Source organism: uncultured Bradyrhizobium sp. (genome assembly GCF_947648125.1).
Lineage (GTDB): Bacteria > Pseudomonadota > Alphaproteobacteria > Rhizobiales > Xanthobacteraceae > Bradyrhizobium.
Genome location: NZ_CANSMR010000010.1, coordinates 139,541 through 156,055 on the forward strand (window position 1 = coordinate 139,541; position 16,515 = coordinate 156,055).

The 16,515-nt window shown below is 65.3% G+C and carries 15 protein-coding genes; 9 read left to right on the forward strand and 6 right to left on the reverse strand.

The genetic code is table 11. From position 1 onward, the window contains the following. Window positions 1-150: 150 nt before the first annotated feature. From Q0030_RS19540 to Q0030_RS19550, 3 genes are read right to left on the reverse strand one after another with little or no spacing between them, the layout of a single operon-like run. Entirely contained in the window at window positions 151-666 is a 516-nt protein-coding gene (locus tag Q0030_RS19540; RefSeq protein WP_298370449.1) for a DUF1697 domain-containing protein, read from the reverse strand. A gap of 7 nt (window positions 667-673) precedes the next feature. Next, complete coding sequence (locus Q0030_RS19545) at window positions 674-1,315, reverse strand: glutathione S-transferase (protein WP_298370452.1); 642 nt, start codon at window positions 1,313-1,315, stop codon at window positions 674-676. 12 nt (window positions 1,316-1,327) lie between these two features. Beyond that, window positions 1,328-1,633 carry a hypothetical protein gene (locus Q0030_RS19550; RefSeq protein WP_298370455.1) on the reverse strand — a complete coding sequence of 102 codons (306 nt, stop codon included), beginning with the start codon at window positions 1,631-1,633 and terminating at the stop codon, window positions 1,328-1,330. Window positions 1,634-1,851: 218 nt separating this feature from the next. Here Q0030_RS19550 and Q0030_RS19555 point away from each other — a divergent pair, with 218 nt between their 5' ends. Continuing rightward, window positions 1,852-2,616, forward strand: coding sequence for a dienelactone hydrolase family protein (locus Q0030_RS19555; RefSeq protein ID WP_298370458.1), 765 nt, complete (start codon window positions 1,852-1,854; stop codon window positions 2,614-2,616). 3 nt (window positions 2,617-2,619) lie between these two features. Here Q0030_RS19555 and Q0030_RS19560 read toward each other — a convergent pair whose 3' ends face one another. Together Q0030_RS19560 and Q0030_RS19565 are read right to left on the reverse strand one after the other, a co-directional pair. Further along, window positions 2,620-3,732, reverse strand: coding sequence for a helix-turn-helix transcriptional regulator (locus Q0030_RS19560; RefSeq protein WP_298370461.1), 1,113 nt, complete (start codon window positions 3,730-3,732; stop codon window positions 2,620-2,622). 118 nt (window positions 3,733-3,850) lie between these two features. Then, complete coding sequence (locus Q0030_RS19565; protein WP_298370464.1) at window positions 3,851-4,255, reverse strand: TfoX/Sxy family protein; 405 nt, start codon at window positions 4,253-4,255, stop codon at window positions 3,851-3,853. Between the two features lie 499 nt (window positions 4,256-4,754). On the opposite strand from Q0030_RS19565, the gene Q0030_RS19570 reads away from it, so the two are divergent. The 4 genes from Q0030_RS19570 to greA all read left to right on the forward strand — a co-directional run bounded on the left by Q0030_RS19570 (window position 4,755) and on the right by greA (window position 11,248). Then, window positions 4,755-5,888 (forward strand): hypothetical protein, encoded by a 1,134-nt coding sequence (locus tag Q0030_RS19570; protein ID WP_298370466.1) that lies wholly within the window; start codon window positions 4,755-4,757, stop codon window positions 5,886-5,888. A 440-nt stretch (window positions 5,889-6,328) separates the two neighbouring features. Then, entirely contained in the window at window positions 6,329-7,492 is a 1,164-nt protein-coding gene (locus tag Q0030_RS19575) for an efflux RND transporter periplasmic adaptor subunit (protein ID WP_298370760.1), read from the forward strand. Beyond that, window positions 7,489-10,635: a multidrug efflux RND transporter permease subunit gene (locus Q0030_RS19580; protein WP_298370469.1), complete on the forward strand. Its 3,147-nt coding sequence runs from the start codon at window positions 7,489-7,491 to the stop codon at window positions 10,633-10,635. The genes Q0030_RS19575 and Q0030_RS19580 overlap by 4 nt, the downstream gene beginning before the upstream one ends. A gap of 130 nt (window positions 10,636-10,765) precedes the next feature. Beyond that, a complete protein-coding gene (greA, locus tag Q0030_RS19585) occupies window positions 10,766-11,248 on the forward strand; it encodes a transcription elongation factor GreA (protein ID WP_298370472.1) in 483 nt (160 codons plus the stop codon). Between the two features lie 264 nt (window positions 11,249-11,512). Here the strand turns inward: greA and Q0030_RS19590 are convergent, their stop codons facing one another. Beyond that, the gene (locus Q0030_RS19590; protein ID WP_298370474.1) at window positions 11,513-12,151 is read right to left on the reverse strand and encodes a GntR family transcriptional regulator; all 639 of its coding nucleotides are present in this window, start codon (window positions 12,149-12,151) and stop codon (window positions 11,513-11,515) included. A gap of 122 nt (window positions 12,152-12,273) precedes the next feature. On the opposite strand from Q0030_RS19590, the gene bioB reads away from it, so the two are divergent. From bioB to Q0030_RS19610, 4 genes are all read left to right on the forward strand, one after another. Next, window positions 12,274-13,269, forward strand: a complete 996-nt coding sequence (gene bioB / locus Q0030_RS19595) for a biotin synthase BioB (protein ID WP_298370477.1) — start codon at window positions 12,274-12,276, stop codon at window positions 13,267-13,269. A gap of 124 nt (window positions 13,270-13,393) precedes the next feature. Then, entirely contained in the window at window positions 13,394-14,548 is a 1,155-nt protein-coding gene (locus Q0030_RS19600; protein ID WP_298370480.1) for an 8-amino-7-oxononanoate synthase, read from the forward strand. Then, the gene (gene bioD / locus Q0030_RS19605; RefSeq protein WP_298370763.1) at window positions 14,545-15,177 is read left to right on the forward strand and encodes a dethiobiotin synthase; all 633 of its coding nucleotides are present in this window, start codon (window positions 14,545-14,547) and stop codon (window positions 15,175-15,177) included. Before Q0030_RS19600 ends, bioD begins: the two co-directional genes overlap by 4 nt. Next, window positions 15,174-16,436, forward strand: coding sequence for an adenosylmethionine--8-amino-7-oxononanoate transaminase (locus Q0030_RS19610; protein WP_298370483.1), 1,263 nt, complete (start codon window positions 15,174-15,176; stop codon window positions 16,434-16,436). The genes bioD and Q0030_RS19610 overlap by 4 nt, the downstream gene beginning before the upstream one ends. Window positions 16,437-16,515 lie beyond the last annotated feature (79 nt).

Here is a 16,515-nt window from a genome sequence, read left to right on the forward strand (position 1 = left end):
GTCATCCTGAGGAGCCGCGAAGCGGCGTCTCGAAGGATGAATCGGCCACCAGCCGGGCTGTGCATCCTTCGAGACGCGCTACGCGCTCCTCCGGCGACAAAGGCGAAGCCTTTGCGCGGGGATGACGGGTGTAAGGCCTGTGACCTAGACTTAATTATCGCCCGCCGCGAGCTCGGCGAGCTTCGCGATCGTGTTGAGGTTGCGCGCGGTGCCGTTGGCGGCGGCGGGGATCTTCAGCTTCGAGCGGCCCATGCCGCTGCCATAGGCGACATAGATCTCGCGCTTGCCGAGCCGCATCTGCTCGTCCTGCTGGCCCTTGATGTCCTTCAGGGCGTCCTTGGGCGGTGGCTCGTCGAGGAAGATCGCGACCGTCGTGTTCGGCGGTGCCTTCGGAAACGGATTGGCCTTCAGCACCGCGGCGATCTCGTCCGCGCTCCGCACCGCGACGCCGACCGGCTTGCCGGCATAGGCGTGCAGCCGCTTCTCCAGCGCGGCCTTGACCTTTGGCGCGCCGAGCTTCGAGGAGAACACGACATTGCCGCTGGCGATATAGGTCTGCACGTCGGCAAATCCCGCGTCGACGCACATCGCCGTCAACTCGGTCATCGGCAGCTTGCCGGTGCCGCCGACATTGACCGCGCGCAGCAAGGCGACGTAACGCGGCATCACGATCTCACGTCAGCAGCAGCGCCATGCCCGGATCGCCCTTCTGCATCGCGCGCTGATAGGCCGGGCGTGCGGCGATGCGGCCGAGATAGTTCCTGATGTTGGGGCAGCGGCCGAGGTCGTAGGGCAGGAAATAGCGCATCGTCGTCAGCGAGAAGCCGATCATGATATCGGCCGTCGTGAACGTCTCGCCCGCGAGATATTCGGCGTCGCGCACCCGCGCCTCGATCAGGTCGAACGAACGGTCGACCCGCGCCCGGGTCGCAACCAGCATCGGATTGTCGGCCGCGAGGTTGAGGCGGTTCAGGATCATGCTGCGGCCCATCTGCGCCTGCAGCGTGCCGTTGGCGAAGTGAAACCAGTACAGGAACTGCGCGAAGTCGGGATGGTCGGGCTGCAGCGTCAGCCGTCCATTGCCATATTTGGCGACGATGTATTCGACGACCGCGCCGGATTCGGCCAGCACCAGGGCGCCATCGGTGATGACGGGCGCGGCGCCGATCGGATGCAGCGCCTTGTAATCGGCTGGCGCCAGCATCGTGACCGGGTCGCGGGTGGTGCACTTCAGCTCGTACGGGATCGCAAGCTCTTCGCACAGCCAGACGATCCGCTCCGATTGCGACTTGCCGAGATGGTGAACGGTGAGCATGCGCGCTCCTTATTAAGCGTCCTCTTTCTTCTTCGCGGCCTTCTTGGCCGGCGGCGGCTCTTCCATCGCTTTCTTCATGGCGCGGGCATAGGCGTCGGCGGCGTTCTCTGCCGAGTTCTGCAACCGCTTGGTGGTCGCGGTCGCGTTCAGGATCGTGCTCTTGGCCAGGAAGCGGAAGCGCGCCTTGGTCTCCTTGTCCTTGGCCTTGGCGGCGCGCGCGACCCAGACGGCCTGGCGCTTCTTGGCAGCCGCCATCACGGCCTTGGTCTGCGCTCTTGCGGTTTGCCGGATGACGGCGTCGAGGTCGGCTTCGGCCATTCAGATACACTCATTGACTGGACGTACGCCGGGGTGGGCGCACGGTGGGAGGAGGGGGAGCTATCACTAGCGCAACCCGCGCCGTTTGAACATGCGATCCTTTGCGATGCCCCGAGGGGTGTGGCCCGGCGGATGATTGCGCGCTCTATCGGGCGTGCAGTTCGGCATGATATAGCGGCGCGGCCGGCCGGGGGCCGCGCAGTCCAGGCGAGGTTTCGATGCAAGCGATCAGCCGAAGAAGCCTGCTCGGTGGCCTTGTTCTGCTGGCGGCGTCGCCTTCACTTGCGGCGCCGGCCGAGACGCTGACTGTCGATGCCGGCGAAAGCCCGGTCACGCTCAACCGTTTCGCGTCCGGGCGCCCCGGCAAACGGCCGGCCGCGCTTGTCCTGCACGGCTCGCGCGGCTTCGATCTGAGGCCGCAGGCCTATCAGCGTTATGCCAACGCGCTGACGGCAGACGGCATCGACGCCTATTTGGTTCGCTACTACACGCCGGCCGACGAGCAGGCATTCAAGACGCTGAACACGCGCGAAACCCGCGAGGCCTACGAGACCGGGCGCTTCGATGCCTGGGCCACGCGGGTCTCGTCGGTGCTGTCAGCGGTGCTGGCGGGCGCGGACAGTTCCGGCCGGATCGGCCTGCTCGGCTTTTCGCTAGGCGGCTACGTTGCCGCGGCCGCGGCGGCCCGCGACGAGCGGGTGTCTGCGCTGGCCGTGTTGTATGGCGGCATGCCCGACAAGATCGCGCCGCAGGTCAAGCGTCTGCCGCCGATGATCGAGCTGCACGGCGAGGCCGATCGCAACGTGCCGCTCGCCAGCGGTGAGGCGCTTGTCCGGCTCGGCAAGTCGGTCGGCGCCGCGGCGGAGATCGTCCGATATCCGGGCAAGGCGCACGGTTTCGATTTCGCCGACAATGATCCAATGACTGCCGATGCGGTTAACCGTGTTGCCGGTTTCTTCCAGGCTCGTCTGAACGCAGCTTGAGTCTCAGTCCACAGACGAACCCGGCGGCACCTTGGCGCCGGCGAGCAGTCCGGCCAATTCCACCTGTCGGCCCAGCCCGGTCTTCGCCAGCACGGCCTTGAGCTGGTTGCGCACCGTTTCGCGGGAGACGCCGAATGCGACGGCGATGGCCTCGACGGTTCGTCCCTCGCCGATGCCGCGCGCAACGCGCGCTTCGGCCGGCGTCAGGTCGAACAGGCCTTGCAGCACTTCCGCGGTCGGCACCTCTGCGGGCACCACCGGCGTCACGATCACGATTGCCAGCGCGCGGTCGAACAGGTCGCGCGCTGCGCCCTGGATCGGGACCAGGTGCACGATCAGCGGCGGGCGATCGTCCTGTGCCGCGATCGGGACCGAGCGGACCTCGACGCCGATGAGACCCTGATCGAGCGCGGCCAGCGCCTGCGCGAACAACGCATCGGCGGCGGTTGCCGCCAGCGTCAGGCGATCGATGCGATCCTGCATCACGTCGGGCACCAGGCGGTCGAACAGCGTGTTGGCCGCCATCAGACGGCCGCCGCGCCGCAGCACCGCCGCGGGCAGTCCAAGCATCGCCAGCGACTCGGTTGCCGCCCTGGCGCGCTCCATTCCAAGCCGCGCCGACAGCAGCGCCGCCCGCGCCAGATGCGGGCGCAGCGCGTCGAGCTGCTCGATCGCTTCCCGCTCGATCGGTCCGTGCTGGTATTCGCGTTCGACGCTGTAGATCAGCACGTCGCCGCTCGGCACCGGGATCGCGGTACCGGCACCCCATCCGAGCCCGCGCGGGCGGAAGAACTCGCGGATCTGGAAATCCTGCTGCACGTCCTCGGGCGTATCGAACACGTCGATGTCGCGCAGGAAGCCGGCATGGTTGGCCGCGAGGAGACGCGGCAACCGCCCGTTGCGCTCGTGCCAGCCGCCCTCGACATAGGCAACCGTGTCGTCGTGCATGTCGGGGGATGCGACCCAGCGGACGTCGTGCGGGGCTGCCGTCAGCAGCACGATACCGCGCGCCCGCGCGATCCCGCCGACCTGATGCAGCACGTTCGGCCAAAGTTCGGGGACGACCGCGGCCTCATAGGCCAGGTCAATCAGATGCTCGTGCAGGTCGTTCGCCATCGGTCATTCCAGGAAATATTGCTGCCCAACAGATTAACCCATCGACCGCGAAAATATTGCGTAAAGCAATTCAGCCCAAGCCACGAGTCCGGGCTTTCCCGGGGCGCGTCCGCGCGCATCACGAGGAATTGCGGCGTTTCGCCGGGCTTGTTCGCGATTTTCGCACGGGCGCGGAGGACCTGGCTCGTTTGGCTGCGACCCGGCGCGCGGCGGCCAGCGCAGCCTGCGCCCAGACGACGAGTTCGTCGGGCTCATCAAACAGCCGTTCCGGCACCCGCCAGAACGCGAGGTCGATGGTCGCGCCCTGCTTGGCGTAGTTGAGCGGCGGGCTCGTCGCGGCCTCCCTGAAGGTCTCGCGGTTCTGATCGTCGACCCGCACGTAGAATGTGTTGTCGGTGACCATCCCGAGCATCACGCCGTCGCAGAACACGCCGGTCTTGCCGAACATGCGCCGCATCGTGATGCGGCCGAGCGGCGCCAGTTGCTCGCGCAGGAATTCGGCAAAGGCAGGACTGGCAACCATTCCCGGTCTCGCAGGGCAATCAGGCCTGCGGAATGATGACTGGAACCTCGACGTCCGACAACTGCGGTGACGCGATCCGGAGTCGGGGGAGGAGGTTGCCTGGATGCTTGGAAGCGGATGAATTGGTCGAATGGCGAGGCTTGCAGGAAGCTCGCGCCCGAAGCTGTTGGGATCACACCTCGGTGCCCTCCCGACATCAGCACTTAGTTGCAGCCGCAGCCGTGCGAGCGGCCGCCGCTTGACGGTCAAGACCTGACGATTGCCGCCGCGTGTGGCGAAATTGAACCCGCGTGACAGTCAGACATATTTCCGAAGCATCTCGAAATGTATTCGGCATGAATGGCTGCGGCGCAAGGCCTGCGAGCGTCACACGTTTGCAACGCTGCGCGCGATCCTTCGACCATGAACATCCTTTAATTTGTATCCGCGCCACTTGTCGCGCCTGCTAGGCGGAGATCGCTGACAGTCAGCCGAGCCATCGCCGGCTCGGGGAGGGCCGATGATCAGCCGCAGGGCGCTTTCAGGATTGTTGATGACGCTGGTCGGACCCTCATCCGTCACCGGCAACACGCTGATGCTCAGTCACTGCCAAGGCTCCTGCGCGAATGTCGATCTACCGGCGCTGGGCTACGATACGTTCTGCCGGTCGTTCTTCGATATCGCAACCCGAGGAAAGCTGCGCGCAGTTGCCACCGGCCCGGACATCCGAAGGGAGATGCGCTCGCTGTTCCGGGAGCGGCGGCTGTATCGGCCATCGCACGACGATATCCGGATTCTCTGGCGCGGCACGGCGGATGGATTCTCGGTCGTGAAGGTCGAGTTCGATCTGGAATGCGGCGTGCCGGTGCGCGGATGTCTCGGGATTCCCGACGGCCCGTTCAAGGGATTGATCCTGCTCGGCCACGGTATGGCGAGCACGCCGGAACGATGCTTCGATGACGCCGACAAGGACTACATGAACGCGCTTGGCAAGCAGCTTTGCCAGGACGGCTATGTCGTGTGGTGTCCCTACATCGTGCAGATCGGAAATCAGGAGAGCCAAAACAACATTGCCGCGATGCTGGCATCCCATGGCGTCTCCGCGCACAACGTGTCGTGCGCATCGATCGACGCCGGCGAAACCGTCTGCGGGAAGCTGACCGGAGCGGCCGGTCTGAATGTCGGGGTCTATGGGGTGTCCTCGGGCGCCTTTCTCGCGCTGCACCTGGAAGCCGCGACGGGGCGGATGCGGCCGACCGTCGTCTCCGGATATATGCGTGATGAGAAGAAGTTTCTGATGTCGTCCGCCATCAGCAAGAACCTCGGCATCGAACTTGCCGCCTACATTCATTTCGCCAACAGCCGTGCCAAATACACCGGCGCGGAGCTCGCGTATCTGCTCTGTCCGTGTCCGCTGTTCGTCGAGATCGGTAGCCGCGATGCTGCAAACGCGGTCGAGCTCGGGCGGGATGAGAAGTTCGCAGAGATGCGATCCGTCTATGCGTCATCAGCTCATCCGCATCTGATTGACATGGATATCTTCGACGGCGGGCACGAGGCCAGCGGCAAGCGCGCAAGGCCATGGCTGTACGGCCATCTGGCATCGCCGGCCTATCAAGAGACGTCGCGTTTGAAGAACGCGATCGCGTTGTGAGGGGCGGCGGCCATCCACGCTGCGATACGCCGCCGGGCCTGCACCGTCCTGCAAGCTCCCGCGCCTGACTTCAATCAGGTCACGCCTTCTCGCGTCACATTCATGAGAGTTGTCGGTGTCCGCGGCGTGCGCCCCGCGGCCTGTCGGCGCGGATGCAGTCGCCGTGGCATTGCAGCGTTACGTCGCCTTTCAAGGCGATCAGCCGCCGGTGACGCCGGCACGGCGGCGAGCACGTTACAGGATTGTCGGATTGGGCGCGTTATGATCTCCTGTGATGCACCTAGCCCATCCTGACCTTCTTCGGTCTGAGGGAACTCGACGTCATATCCGTCTCGTAGAGCTTGTTGGTAGCCGAAGGGTTGGACAGCATGAGTGGTACGGAACGAATGCTCGGTGGATTGGCAGGGCTTCTGGTATCGGCGGGATTGGCGGCTATCGGGATGTCGGCGGCCTATGCTCAGGCGGGGCCGCCCGGGCCTCCTGCCGTCGGCGTGTTCGAGGCGGTGAAGCGACCGGTCACCGAGACCAATGAGTTCCTGGGGCGCATCGAGGCCCCCAACCGCGTCAACGTGGTGGCGCGCGTCACGGCGTTCCTTGAGAAGCGGAACTTCGTCGAGGGTGCCGAGGTCAAGGCCGGCGACCTCTTGTATCAACTCGAGCGCGGCCCGTTCGAGGCCGACCTGGCCTCGAAGAAGGCGCAGGTCGCCCAGCTGCAGGCGACGCTGGTCAACGCCAAGCTGACCACTGATCGCGCCAAGGCCCTGATGGGCGGACCGGCCGGCCAGCAATCGAACGTCGACGCGGCGGTCGCCAACCAGCAAAGCCTCGAGGCACAGGTGCAGGCCGCGCAGGCCCAGGTCGACCTGTCCCAGATCAATCTCGACTACACTGTGATCCGCTCGCCGATCGACGGCAGGATCGGACGCACCGCAGTCACCGAGGGCAACGTCGTGACGCCGAGCTCGGGAACCCTGACGACCATCGTCAGCCAGGACCCGATGTATGTCACGTTCCCGGTGCCGGTGCGCGAGGCGCTCGATTTGCGCGATCGCTATGCGACGCGCGGTGGCTTCAAGGCTGTCGTGATCCGGGTGCGCCTGACGGATGGCCGGCTCTACGACAAGGTTGGTGAGCTGAACTTCGTCAACAACACCATCGCTCAGAACACCGACACCATCTCCTTGCGCGGTACCATCCCCAATCCGTCGACGTACACATCAGTCGCAGCCGGCGGTGCGGTCCGCGAACTCACCGACAATGAGTTCGTGACCGTGCTGCTGGAAGGCGTGCAGCCGGTCGAGGTGCTGGCGATCCCGCGTTCGGCGGTGCTGTCGGACCAGCAGGGCGAGTACGTCTACGTCGTCGGCGCGGACAACAAGGCCGAGCAAAAGCGGATCCAGCTGGGGCAATCGACGTCGACGATCGCGGCGGTGACGAGCGGCATCGCGCTCGGTGACAAGGTCGTGGTCGAGGGATTGCAGAAGGTCAGGCCGGGCGAGGTGGTTGCGCCGGGACCCGCCAGCGCGCTGATCCAGTCCAGCATGAAGGTTTCGGCTGACGGCGGCGCCAGCAGCACGCCGAAAGCGACGGGCAATAACCCATGATTTCCGCTGTCTTCGTCGATCGTCCGCGGCTTGCGATCGTCATCGCGTTCGTGATCACGATCGCGGGCGCGCTGGCGCTGATGCAAATCCCGGTCGCCCAGTTCCCGGACATCGTGCCGCCGCAGGTCACGGTCTCGGCCGTGTTCCCTGGTGCATCGGCCGAAGTCGTGGAATCGAGCGTCGCCCAGCCGCTGGAAGCGCAGGTCGTCGGCGTCGACAAGATGCTCTACATGAAGTCGACCAGCGGCAATGACGGCAGCTATACGCTGACGGTCTCGTTCGCGCTCGGCACCAACCCTGATATCAACACCGTCAACGTCAACAACCGGGTGCAGAGCGCGCTGGCCCAATTGCCGACCGAGGTGCAGGCGCAGGGCCTGACCGTCCAGAAGAAATCCTCGGCCGTGCTGCAGTTCATCGTGCTCTACAGCAAGAGCGGCGAGCAGGATCCGCTGTTCATCACCAACTACGCCATCATCAACGTGCTGGACGCGATCTCGCGCACGCCCGGCGTCGGACAGGCCTCGCTGTTCGCCAAGCTGAACTATTCGATGCGGATCTGGTTCGACACCCAGCGCCTGACCAGCCTCAATCTCGCGCCGTCGGACGTGATCGCCGCCATCCGTGCCCAGAGCGTGCAGGCGCCGGTCGGCCGCATCGGCGCGCGTCCGATCAGCAACGACCAGCAATTCCAGTTCAACGTGCAGACCCAGGGCCGCCTGACGACATCCAAGCAGTTCGGCGACATCGTGCTGCGGGCCAATCCGGACGGCTCGGTGCTGCGGATCAGGGACGTCGCAACCGTCGAGATCGGCGCACAGAACTCGGACTCGGAGTCGCGGATCGACGGTAATCCCGGCGTGCCGATGGGTATCTATCTTGCGCCCGGCGCCAATGCCGTGACCACGGCCAAGGCCGTGCAGGCCACGCTTGCGAAGTTGTCGGAGCGGTTTCCGCCGGGGCTGACCTACCTCGTGCAGTACGACTCCACGACCTTTGTCTCCGATACGATCAAGGAAGTGATCAAGACGCTCGGCGAGGCCTTTGTGCTCGTCGTGATCGTGGTGTTCCTGTTCCTCGGCAATCTGCGCGCCACGGTGATCCCGGCGGTCGCGGTTCCGGTCAGCCTGATCGGCGCCTTCGCGGTGCTGTTGGCGCTCGGCTATTCCGCCAACACGGTGTCGCTGCTGGCGATGGTGCTTGCGATCGGCATCGTGGTCGACGACGCCATCGTCGTTGTCGAGAACGTCGAGCGCGTCATGGAGGAGGAGCCGGAGCTGTCGCCGGCCGACGCCACCAAGAAGGCGATGGCGCAGATCACGGCGCCGATCATCGCGATCTCGCTGGTGCTGCTCTCGGTGTTCGTGCCGATCGCGTTCATCCCGGGCATATCAGGTACGCTGTTCCGCCAGTTCGCGGTGACGATCAGCGCCGCGATGGTGATCTCGGCGCTGAATGCGCTGACATTGTCGCCGGCGTTGTGCGCCGTGTTCCTGCGCCACGGCGGACCGCGCCGCGGCATCATGGGACGGGTGCTCGGCGGCATCGATTGGGTGCGCGACCGCTATGCCAGCGTGGTGCAGCGGTTGGTCCGCGTCGCGGTGTTGTCATTGGTCGCGGTGCTGGTGTTTGCCGGCGCGGTGTTCGGCGTGTCGAAGATCACGCCGACCGGCTTCCTGCCTGAGGAAGACCAGGGCGCCTTCTTCATCGCCGTGCAGCTGCCTGACGGCGCTTCGGTGGCGCGCACCAGCGAGGTCACCAAGCAGGTCGAGGCGCTGTTGAAGAAGAATCCGGCGATCGACCACGTGCTGTCGATCATCGGCTTCTCGCTGCTCGACGGCGCCAGTGAGCCCAACTCGACATTCATGGTGGCGCGCATGAAGCCGTTCGCGGACCGCAAGGCCGTCACCGACTCGGTGCAGGCCGCGATCCGGCAGACCTTCATCGCGGGGTCGCAGATCCGTTCGGCCTCGGTGCTGCCGTTCAATCTGCCACCGATCATCGGGCTCTCGACCTCCGGCGGCTTCGAATATCAGCTCGAGGCGCTGGAAGGGCAGGATCCGGCTTCGCTCAGCAGCGTGATGAGCGGGCTGATCGGCGCTGCGAACCGCAATCCAAATCTGGCCCGGGTGTTCTCGACCTTCACCGCGACCAACCCATCGGTCTATCTCGATATCGACCGCGCCAAGGCGCAGGCGCTCGGCCTCAACATGGCCGACGTGTTCACCGCGCTGCAGGCCACGCTCGGCGGCATCTACGTCAACAATTTCAACCTGTTTGGCCGCACCTGGCAGGTCAACGTGCAGGGCGATGCGGCCGACCGGCGCGACATCCCCGACATCTGGCAGATCTATGTGCGCAACACCGGCGGCGAGATGGTGCCGATCCGCTCGATCGCGAGCTTGCGGATCGTGACCGGCCCGCAGGTGATCACGCGCTACAACAATTATCGTTCGGTCACGGTGAACGGCAGTCCGGCGGCGGGCGTGTCCTCGGGCACCGCGATCGCGACGATGGCCGACCTGTCCAAGACGACGCTGCCCTCAGGCTATTCCTATGAATGGACCGGCACGGCCTATCAGGAGCAGGCGGCTTCCGGCCAGACCGGCATCATCCTCGCGCTCGCGGTGCTGTTCGCCTATCTGTTCCTGGTGGCGCTGTATGAGAGCTGGACGATCCCGATTCCGGTGCTGCTATCGGTCACGGTCGGCGTGCTGGGCTCCTATCTCGGCATCAAGCTCGCAGGCCTCAACCTCGATCTCTACGGCCAGATCGGTCTCGTGGTGCTGATCGCACTCGCCGCCAAGAACGGCATCCTGATCGTCGAATTCGCCAAGGAGCAGCGCGAGGCCGGGAGGCCGATCACGGAGGCCGCGACGATGGGCGCGCAGATGCGCTTCCGCGCGGTCATGATGACCTCGATCGCCTTCATCCTCGGCTTGGTGCCGCTGGTGGTCGCGACCGGCGCCGCGGAAATCAGCCGCCGTGCGGTCGGCACCGCGGTGTTCGGCGGCATGCTGGCCGCCAGCTCGATCGGCATCTTCCTGGTGCCGATGCTGTTTGTCACCTTCCAGGGCTGGCGCGAGGGTGTAAAGAACCGCTTCGGTCGTCGAGGCAAGGCGGAACGGCCGGCGTCGCACTAGCGCATGATCCGGAAGGATCATGCGTGATCAACGAGCCAGGGTGCGATGACGATCCAGCCTAATCCCATCGGGCATTAGCGGAGCGCGTGAGGCGGGGATATAATGCCCGCTCGATCGATGGAGTTCTGGATTGAGCGTTGCCTTCACCAAGGAAGAAAGTGCCGAGACCGCGTCCGAAACGCTGTTGCCGGACCGCCCCATATCGCCGCATCCCAATCTGGTGACCGAAGCAGGACGCAGGGCGCTGGAACGCCAGCTCTTGGAGGCACGCGAGGCCTACGAGGCCGCGCAGCGGCTGGACGACGTCAACGAACGGCGGCGGCAGTCGGCGGTTCCGTTGCGCGACACACGCTATCTCACGGAAAGGCTCCGCACCGCACAGGTCGTCCCCGACCCCGCCTCGACCGAAACCGTTGCCTTCGGCAGCACCGTGACGTTCAGCCGCGCCGATGGCCGCGTGCAGACCTATCGCATTGTCGGCGAGGACGAGGCCGACCCGAAGGCCGGCTCGATCTCGTTCGTCTCGCCGGTGGCGAGGCAGCTGATGGGCAAGGCCGTGGGCGACGTCGCAGGCTCGGGCGCCCAGGAGCTGGAGATCGTCGCGATCGCGTGAGGCAACGTGGGCTTCATTGAACAAGCGTGTCCGCATATTCGGTTCGCCTCTCCCGCTTGCGGGGGAGGCCGACGCGCGTAGCGCGGCGGGTGGGGGTCTCTCCGCAATGGGATTCGTGGTGATATCCTCACCCCAGCCCTCCCCCGCAAGCGGGAGAGGGAGCAGACCGCCTCCACGGTCGCCAGCTGATCTCATCGCGCTCCAATTGCCTCGCACGCGCGACGCGCGCTAAGCACACAATTCGCAATCGAATCCCATGTCCGATCACGCCGCCGGCAGGGCAAGCCGCTCGATCGTCTGAATATGCCGCGCGAGTAGGCTGCAGGCTTGCTCGATGTTGCGTGCGCGCAGGGCCTGCAGGATCACGCGATGATCCTGGCTCGGCCGCGGCCGCCAGCCGGCGTTGCGCGCCATGGCGAACACCAGGCGTGAATTTGCGAGCTGCAGGCCGTCGAGGCTCGCGAGCAGACGCGGCATCGCGCAAGGCGCCACCAGCGCGTGATGAAAGGCGCGATTGGCCAGTTCGAATTCCTGAACCGTTTCGGCATTGTCGCCTTCGATCAGCGCGACCTCGATCCGTGCCAGATGGGCCGATGTGTACCTGGGAGCGGCATTGCGGAGCGCCACCACCTCGAGCGCGGCCCGCATCTCGGCGATCTCCTTCACCGACCTGGTGTCGAGCGGGGCAACCCGCACCCCGCGACGCGGCACCGCAACGACGAGATGCTGCGCCTCCAATTGCCTGAAGGCCTCGCGCACCGGGACGTGGCTGGAGTGGAATTCCCGCGCGACATGGTCCTGCCGGAGCGGAGCATCCGGCGGCAATGCGCCGCCGATGATGCGCTCGCCGATCGCCTCGGCAATGCGCCCGGCGGTCGTCATGTTCTCGCCTTCGCTGCTCATAGATTATCTATCACAAAAATGGGTGCGCTCTCGGTTGCGCTCGGCTAGCATCATTCTAAGTCCAATGTCATAGATAATATACAGAATTATCTATGATTTACACAAGCAAGAAGGCAAGCCCGATGGTTGATGTCGTTGAGATCGAACGGACCGAAAGCCACAGCAGCGCACCGCTCCGCAAGAACTGGGAGCGTGCCGAGGCCGAGGCGCTCTACAACCTGCCGTTCGCGGACCTGATGTTCCAGGCGCAAAGCGCCCACCGCGCCAACTTCAATCCGAACCACGTCGAAACCGCGAGCCTGCTCAGCATCAAGACCGGCGGCTGCCCGGAAGACTGCGGCTATTGCTCCCAAAGCGCGCATTACGACACCGGCCTGAAGGCCACCCGCCTGATGCCGCGGGACGAGGTGGTCGCGGTCGCGCAGCGCGCCAAGGACGCCGGCGCAACCCGCTTCTGCATGGCCGCGGCCTGGCGCAGTCCCAAGGACCGCGATCTCGATCAGGTCTGCGACATGGTCAGCGCGGTGAAGGGGCTCGGCATGGAAACCTGCGTCACGCTCGGTATGCTCACGCCTGATCAGGCCGAACGCCTCTCCGACGCCGGGCTCGATTTCTACAACCACAACGTCGATACCTCGCCGGAGTATTACGACAAGATCATCACCACCCGCACCTTGCAGGACCGCATCGATACGCTCGCGCATGTGCGCGACGCCGGCATCAAGGTCTGCTGCGGAGGCATTATCGGGATGGGCGAACAGGTCGAAGACCGGCTCGGCATGCTGATGCTGCTCGCCAATCTCCCGAGCCATCCGGAGAGCGTGCCGATCAATCTGTGGAACGAGGTCAAGGGCGTGCCGGTCAACGACACCGCCGAGCGGCCCGATCCAATCGCGCTGGTGCGGCTGGTCGCGACGGCGCGGATCATGATGCCGAAGAGCGTGGTGCGGTTGTCGGCCGGACGGCAATACATGACCGATGAACTGCAGGCGATGTGCTTCCTCGCCGGCGCGAATTCAATCTTCATCGGCGATGTGCTGCTGACCACCAAGAACCCGCAGCGCGATCGCGACGCCGATCTGCTGGATCGGCTCGGCATCACATCCCGTCTCGCCTGACCGTAATCTCCGGCACGCGCGCGGCGTCGTTCGCCGCGCGATAGAGCGTTTTCGAGCGAAGTGGATACCGGTTCGCGTGAAGAAAACGCGTCAAACAAATCTGCCACCATCCTGAGAGTGAAGCATGAGCGCAATCCAGGCGGCCAAGGCCGCTGATTACGCCGCGGCCTTGCGCGCCCTGAGCAAGGACGATCGGCTGCGCGGTCTCAAGCCGCGCGCGGGGATCGATTTCGTATCGAACGACTATCTGGCGCTGGCGAGCGCGCCACGCATCAAGCGAGCCGTTTCGGCCGCGATCGAGGCCGGCACGCCGATCGGCGCCGGCGGGTCGCGGCTGTTGCGCGGCAATTGCGCGGAGCACGAACGGCTGGAGGCCGAGGCCGCAGCTTTCTTTCACGCCGAGGCCGCGCTGTTCTTCGGCGGCGGCTATGTCGCCAACTTTGCCGTGCTGACGACGCTGCCGCAGCGCGGCGACCTGCTCGTGCTTGATTCGCTGGTGCACGCGAGCATCCATGAAGGCGCGCGGGCCGGCCGCGCTGCGTTCCGGTTCAGCGCGCACAATGATCCGCAGTCGGTTGAGGACACCATTCGCGGCTGGCGCGCCGAGGGCGGAACGGGTCGGGTCTGGATCGTGGTCGAAAGCGTCTACAGCATGGACGGCGACGTCGCGCCGCTCGACGACCTCGTCGCCCTCGCCGAACGGCACGACGCGTTCCTGATGGTGGACGAAGCGCACGGCACCGGCGTCTACGGCGAACAGGGTCGTGGGTTGACGGCGTCCTATGAGGGGCGCGAGAATCTCGTGATCGTTCATACCTGCGGCAAGGCGCTGGGCGCAGCAGGCGCGCTGGTCACGGCCTCCACCGTGCTGCGCGACTTCATGGTCAATCGCTGCCGCCCGTTCATCTTCGCCACCGCGCCGTCGCCGCTTGTGGCCGTCGCCGTGCGTGAGGCGCTGCTGATCCTGCAGCAGGAGCCTGAGCACCAGCAGCGCCTCGCAGAACTGGTTGCGTTCACGCATCGCGAGCTCGATCTGCGCGGCTGGCGCAGTCCGTCGCGCTCGCAGATCGTGCCCTATATCGTCGGCGACAATGCGCGCGCGATGCGGCTTGCCTCTGCGCTGCAGGCGCGTGGCTTCGACGTCAGAGGCATCAGACCGCCGACCGTGCCGGCGGGCACCGCGCGGCTGCGCATTGCGCTGACCCTCAATGTCGACGAGGACGACGTGCGCGCACTGCTCGATGCTCTCGTCGCGGAGACGCAGGGTTGGTCGCAATGATCAGCCGGATCGTGGTGACCGGCACCGATACCGGGATCGGAAAGACGATCTTCTCCGCGGGCCTCGCCGGTTTCCTCGGCGCGAGCTACTGGAAGCCGGTTCAGTCCGGCCTCGAGGAAGAGACCGATGCGCAGCTGGTGGCGCGGCTTGCGGGTCTTGCGGCCGATCGCGTCGTGCTCGAGCGTTACCGCCTCCGAACGCCGGCTTCGCCGCATCAATCGGCCGCGATCGACGGCGTCCGCATCGATCCTGGCGCGCTCGACGTGCCCGACACGGGGGGCCGGCCGCTGGTGATCGAGGGCGCCGGCGGGCTGATGGTGCCGCTGAATGGCGACACGCTCTTTATCGACATATTCGCGCGATGGCAGCTTCCGGTCGTGCTGTGCGCCCGCACCGCGCTCGGCACCATCAATCATTCGCTGCTGTCGGTCGAGGCGCTGCGCAAGCGCCGGATCGATGTTCTCGGGATCGCCTTCATCGGCGAAAGCAACCCCGAGAGCGAGCGCGCCATCTGCGAGATCGGACAAGTGCGCCGGCTCGGCCGGTTGCCCTGGCTGTCTCCGCTCGCCGCAGACTCGCTGCAAACGGCTTTCAACGCCTCATTCCGGCGCGACGATTTCAACCCATGATACCGGCCCAGAAATCGCCGATCTGGCACCCCTTCACCCAGCACGCGCTGCACGATCAGATGACCAGGATCGTGCGCGGAGAGGGCGCCTATTTCTACACCGCGGATGACCGACGGATTATCGATGCGATCTCATCCTGGTGGGTCGTGACCCACGGCCATTGCCATCCGCATATCGTGCGCGCGATCCAGAACCAGGCGGAACAGCTCAACCAGATCATCTTTGCCGGCCATACCCACGATCCGGCCGAAGACGTTGCTGCGCAGCTCCTGAAGCTGGCGCCGCGTGGCCTGGAGTATGTGTTCTTCTCCGACTCCGGCTCGACCAGCGTGGAAGTGGCGCTGAAAATGGCGCTCGGCTACTGGCACAATATCGGCGTACCGCGCACGCGCATCATTGTCATGCAGCACTCCTATCACGGCGACACTGTGGGGACGATGTCGGTCGGCGCGCGCGGTGTCTTCAACAAGGCCTACGAGCCGCTGCTGTTTGACGTCGCGTCAATCCCGTTTCCGGCGGCCGGCCACGAGCAGGCGACGCTCGACGCGCTCGAAGCCGCATGCAAGACGCAGACCGCGGCCGCGTTCATCGTCGAGCCGCTGATCCTGGGCGCGGGCGGGATGCAGATGTATCCGCCCTCGGTGCTGAAGGAGATGAAGCGGATCTGCGAAGCCCATGATGTGCTGTTCATTGCCGATGAGGTGATGACCGGCTGGGGCCGCACCGGCACATTGTTCGCGTGCGAGCAGGCGGATGTCACGCCCGATATCGCATGCTACTCAAAGGGCCTGACCGGCGGATCGTTGCCGCTCGCGGTGACGCTCTGCCGTGCCGAGATCTACGATGCGCACTATTCCAGCGATCGTTCGCGAACCTTTTTCCATTCGAGTTCCTATACGGCGAACCCGGTCGCCTGCGCCGCGGCGAGGGCAAATCTCGAACTCTGGCAACACGGCGCGGGGGAGCGTGTGGCCTCGGTCGCTACGATGCAGGAGCGCCTGATCGCACCATTCCGCGCCGACGCACGCTTCGAGAACGTCCGCCGCACGGGGACCATCACCGCGCTTGACCTGAAGGCAAGCGATGCCGGTTATCTCGCCGGCATCGGCCCAAAACTTCAGGCCTTCTTCGCGCGTCGAAACCTGCTGCTGCGTCCGCTCGGCAACACGATCTATGTCATGCCGCCCTACTGCGTGACGGAGGCGGATCTCGTTGAGATTTATGCCGCGATCGCGGACGCAGCCGACGAGCTGGCCTGACAGTACGCCTTGCGCGCCTGAAATCCCGTGACTGACGATTTGCATCGCGTGCCGTTCTGCACGCGATGGATTCTCATAC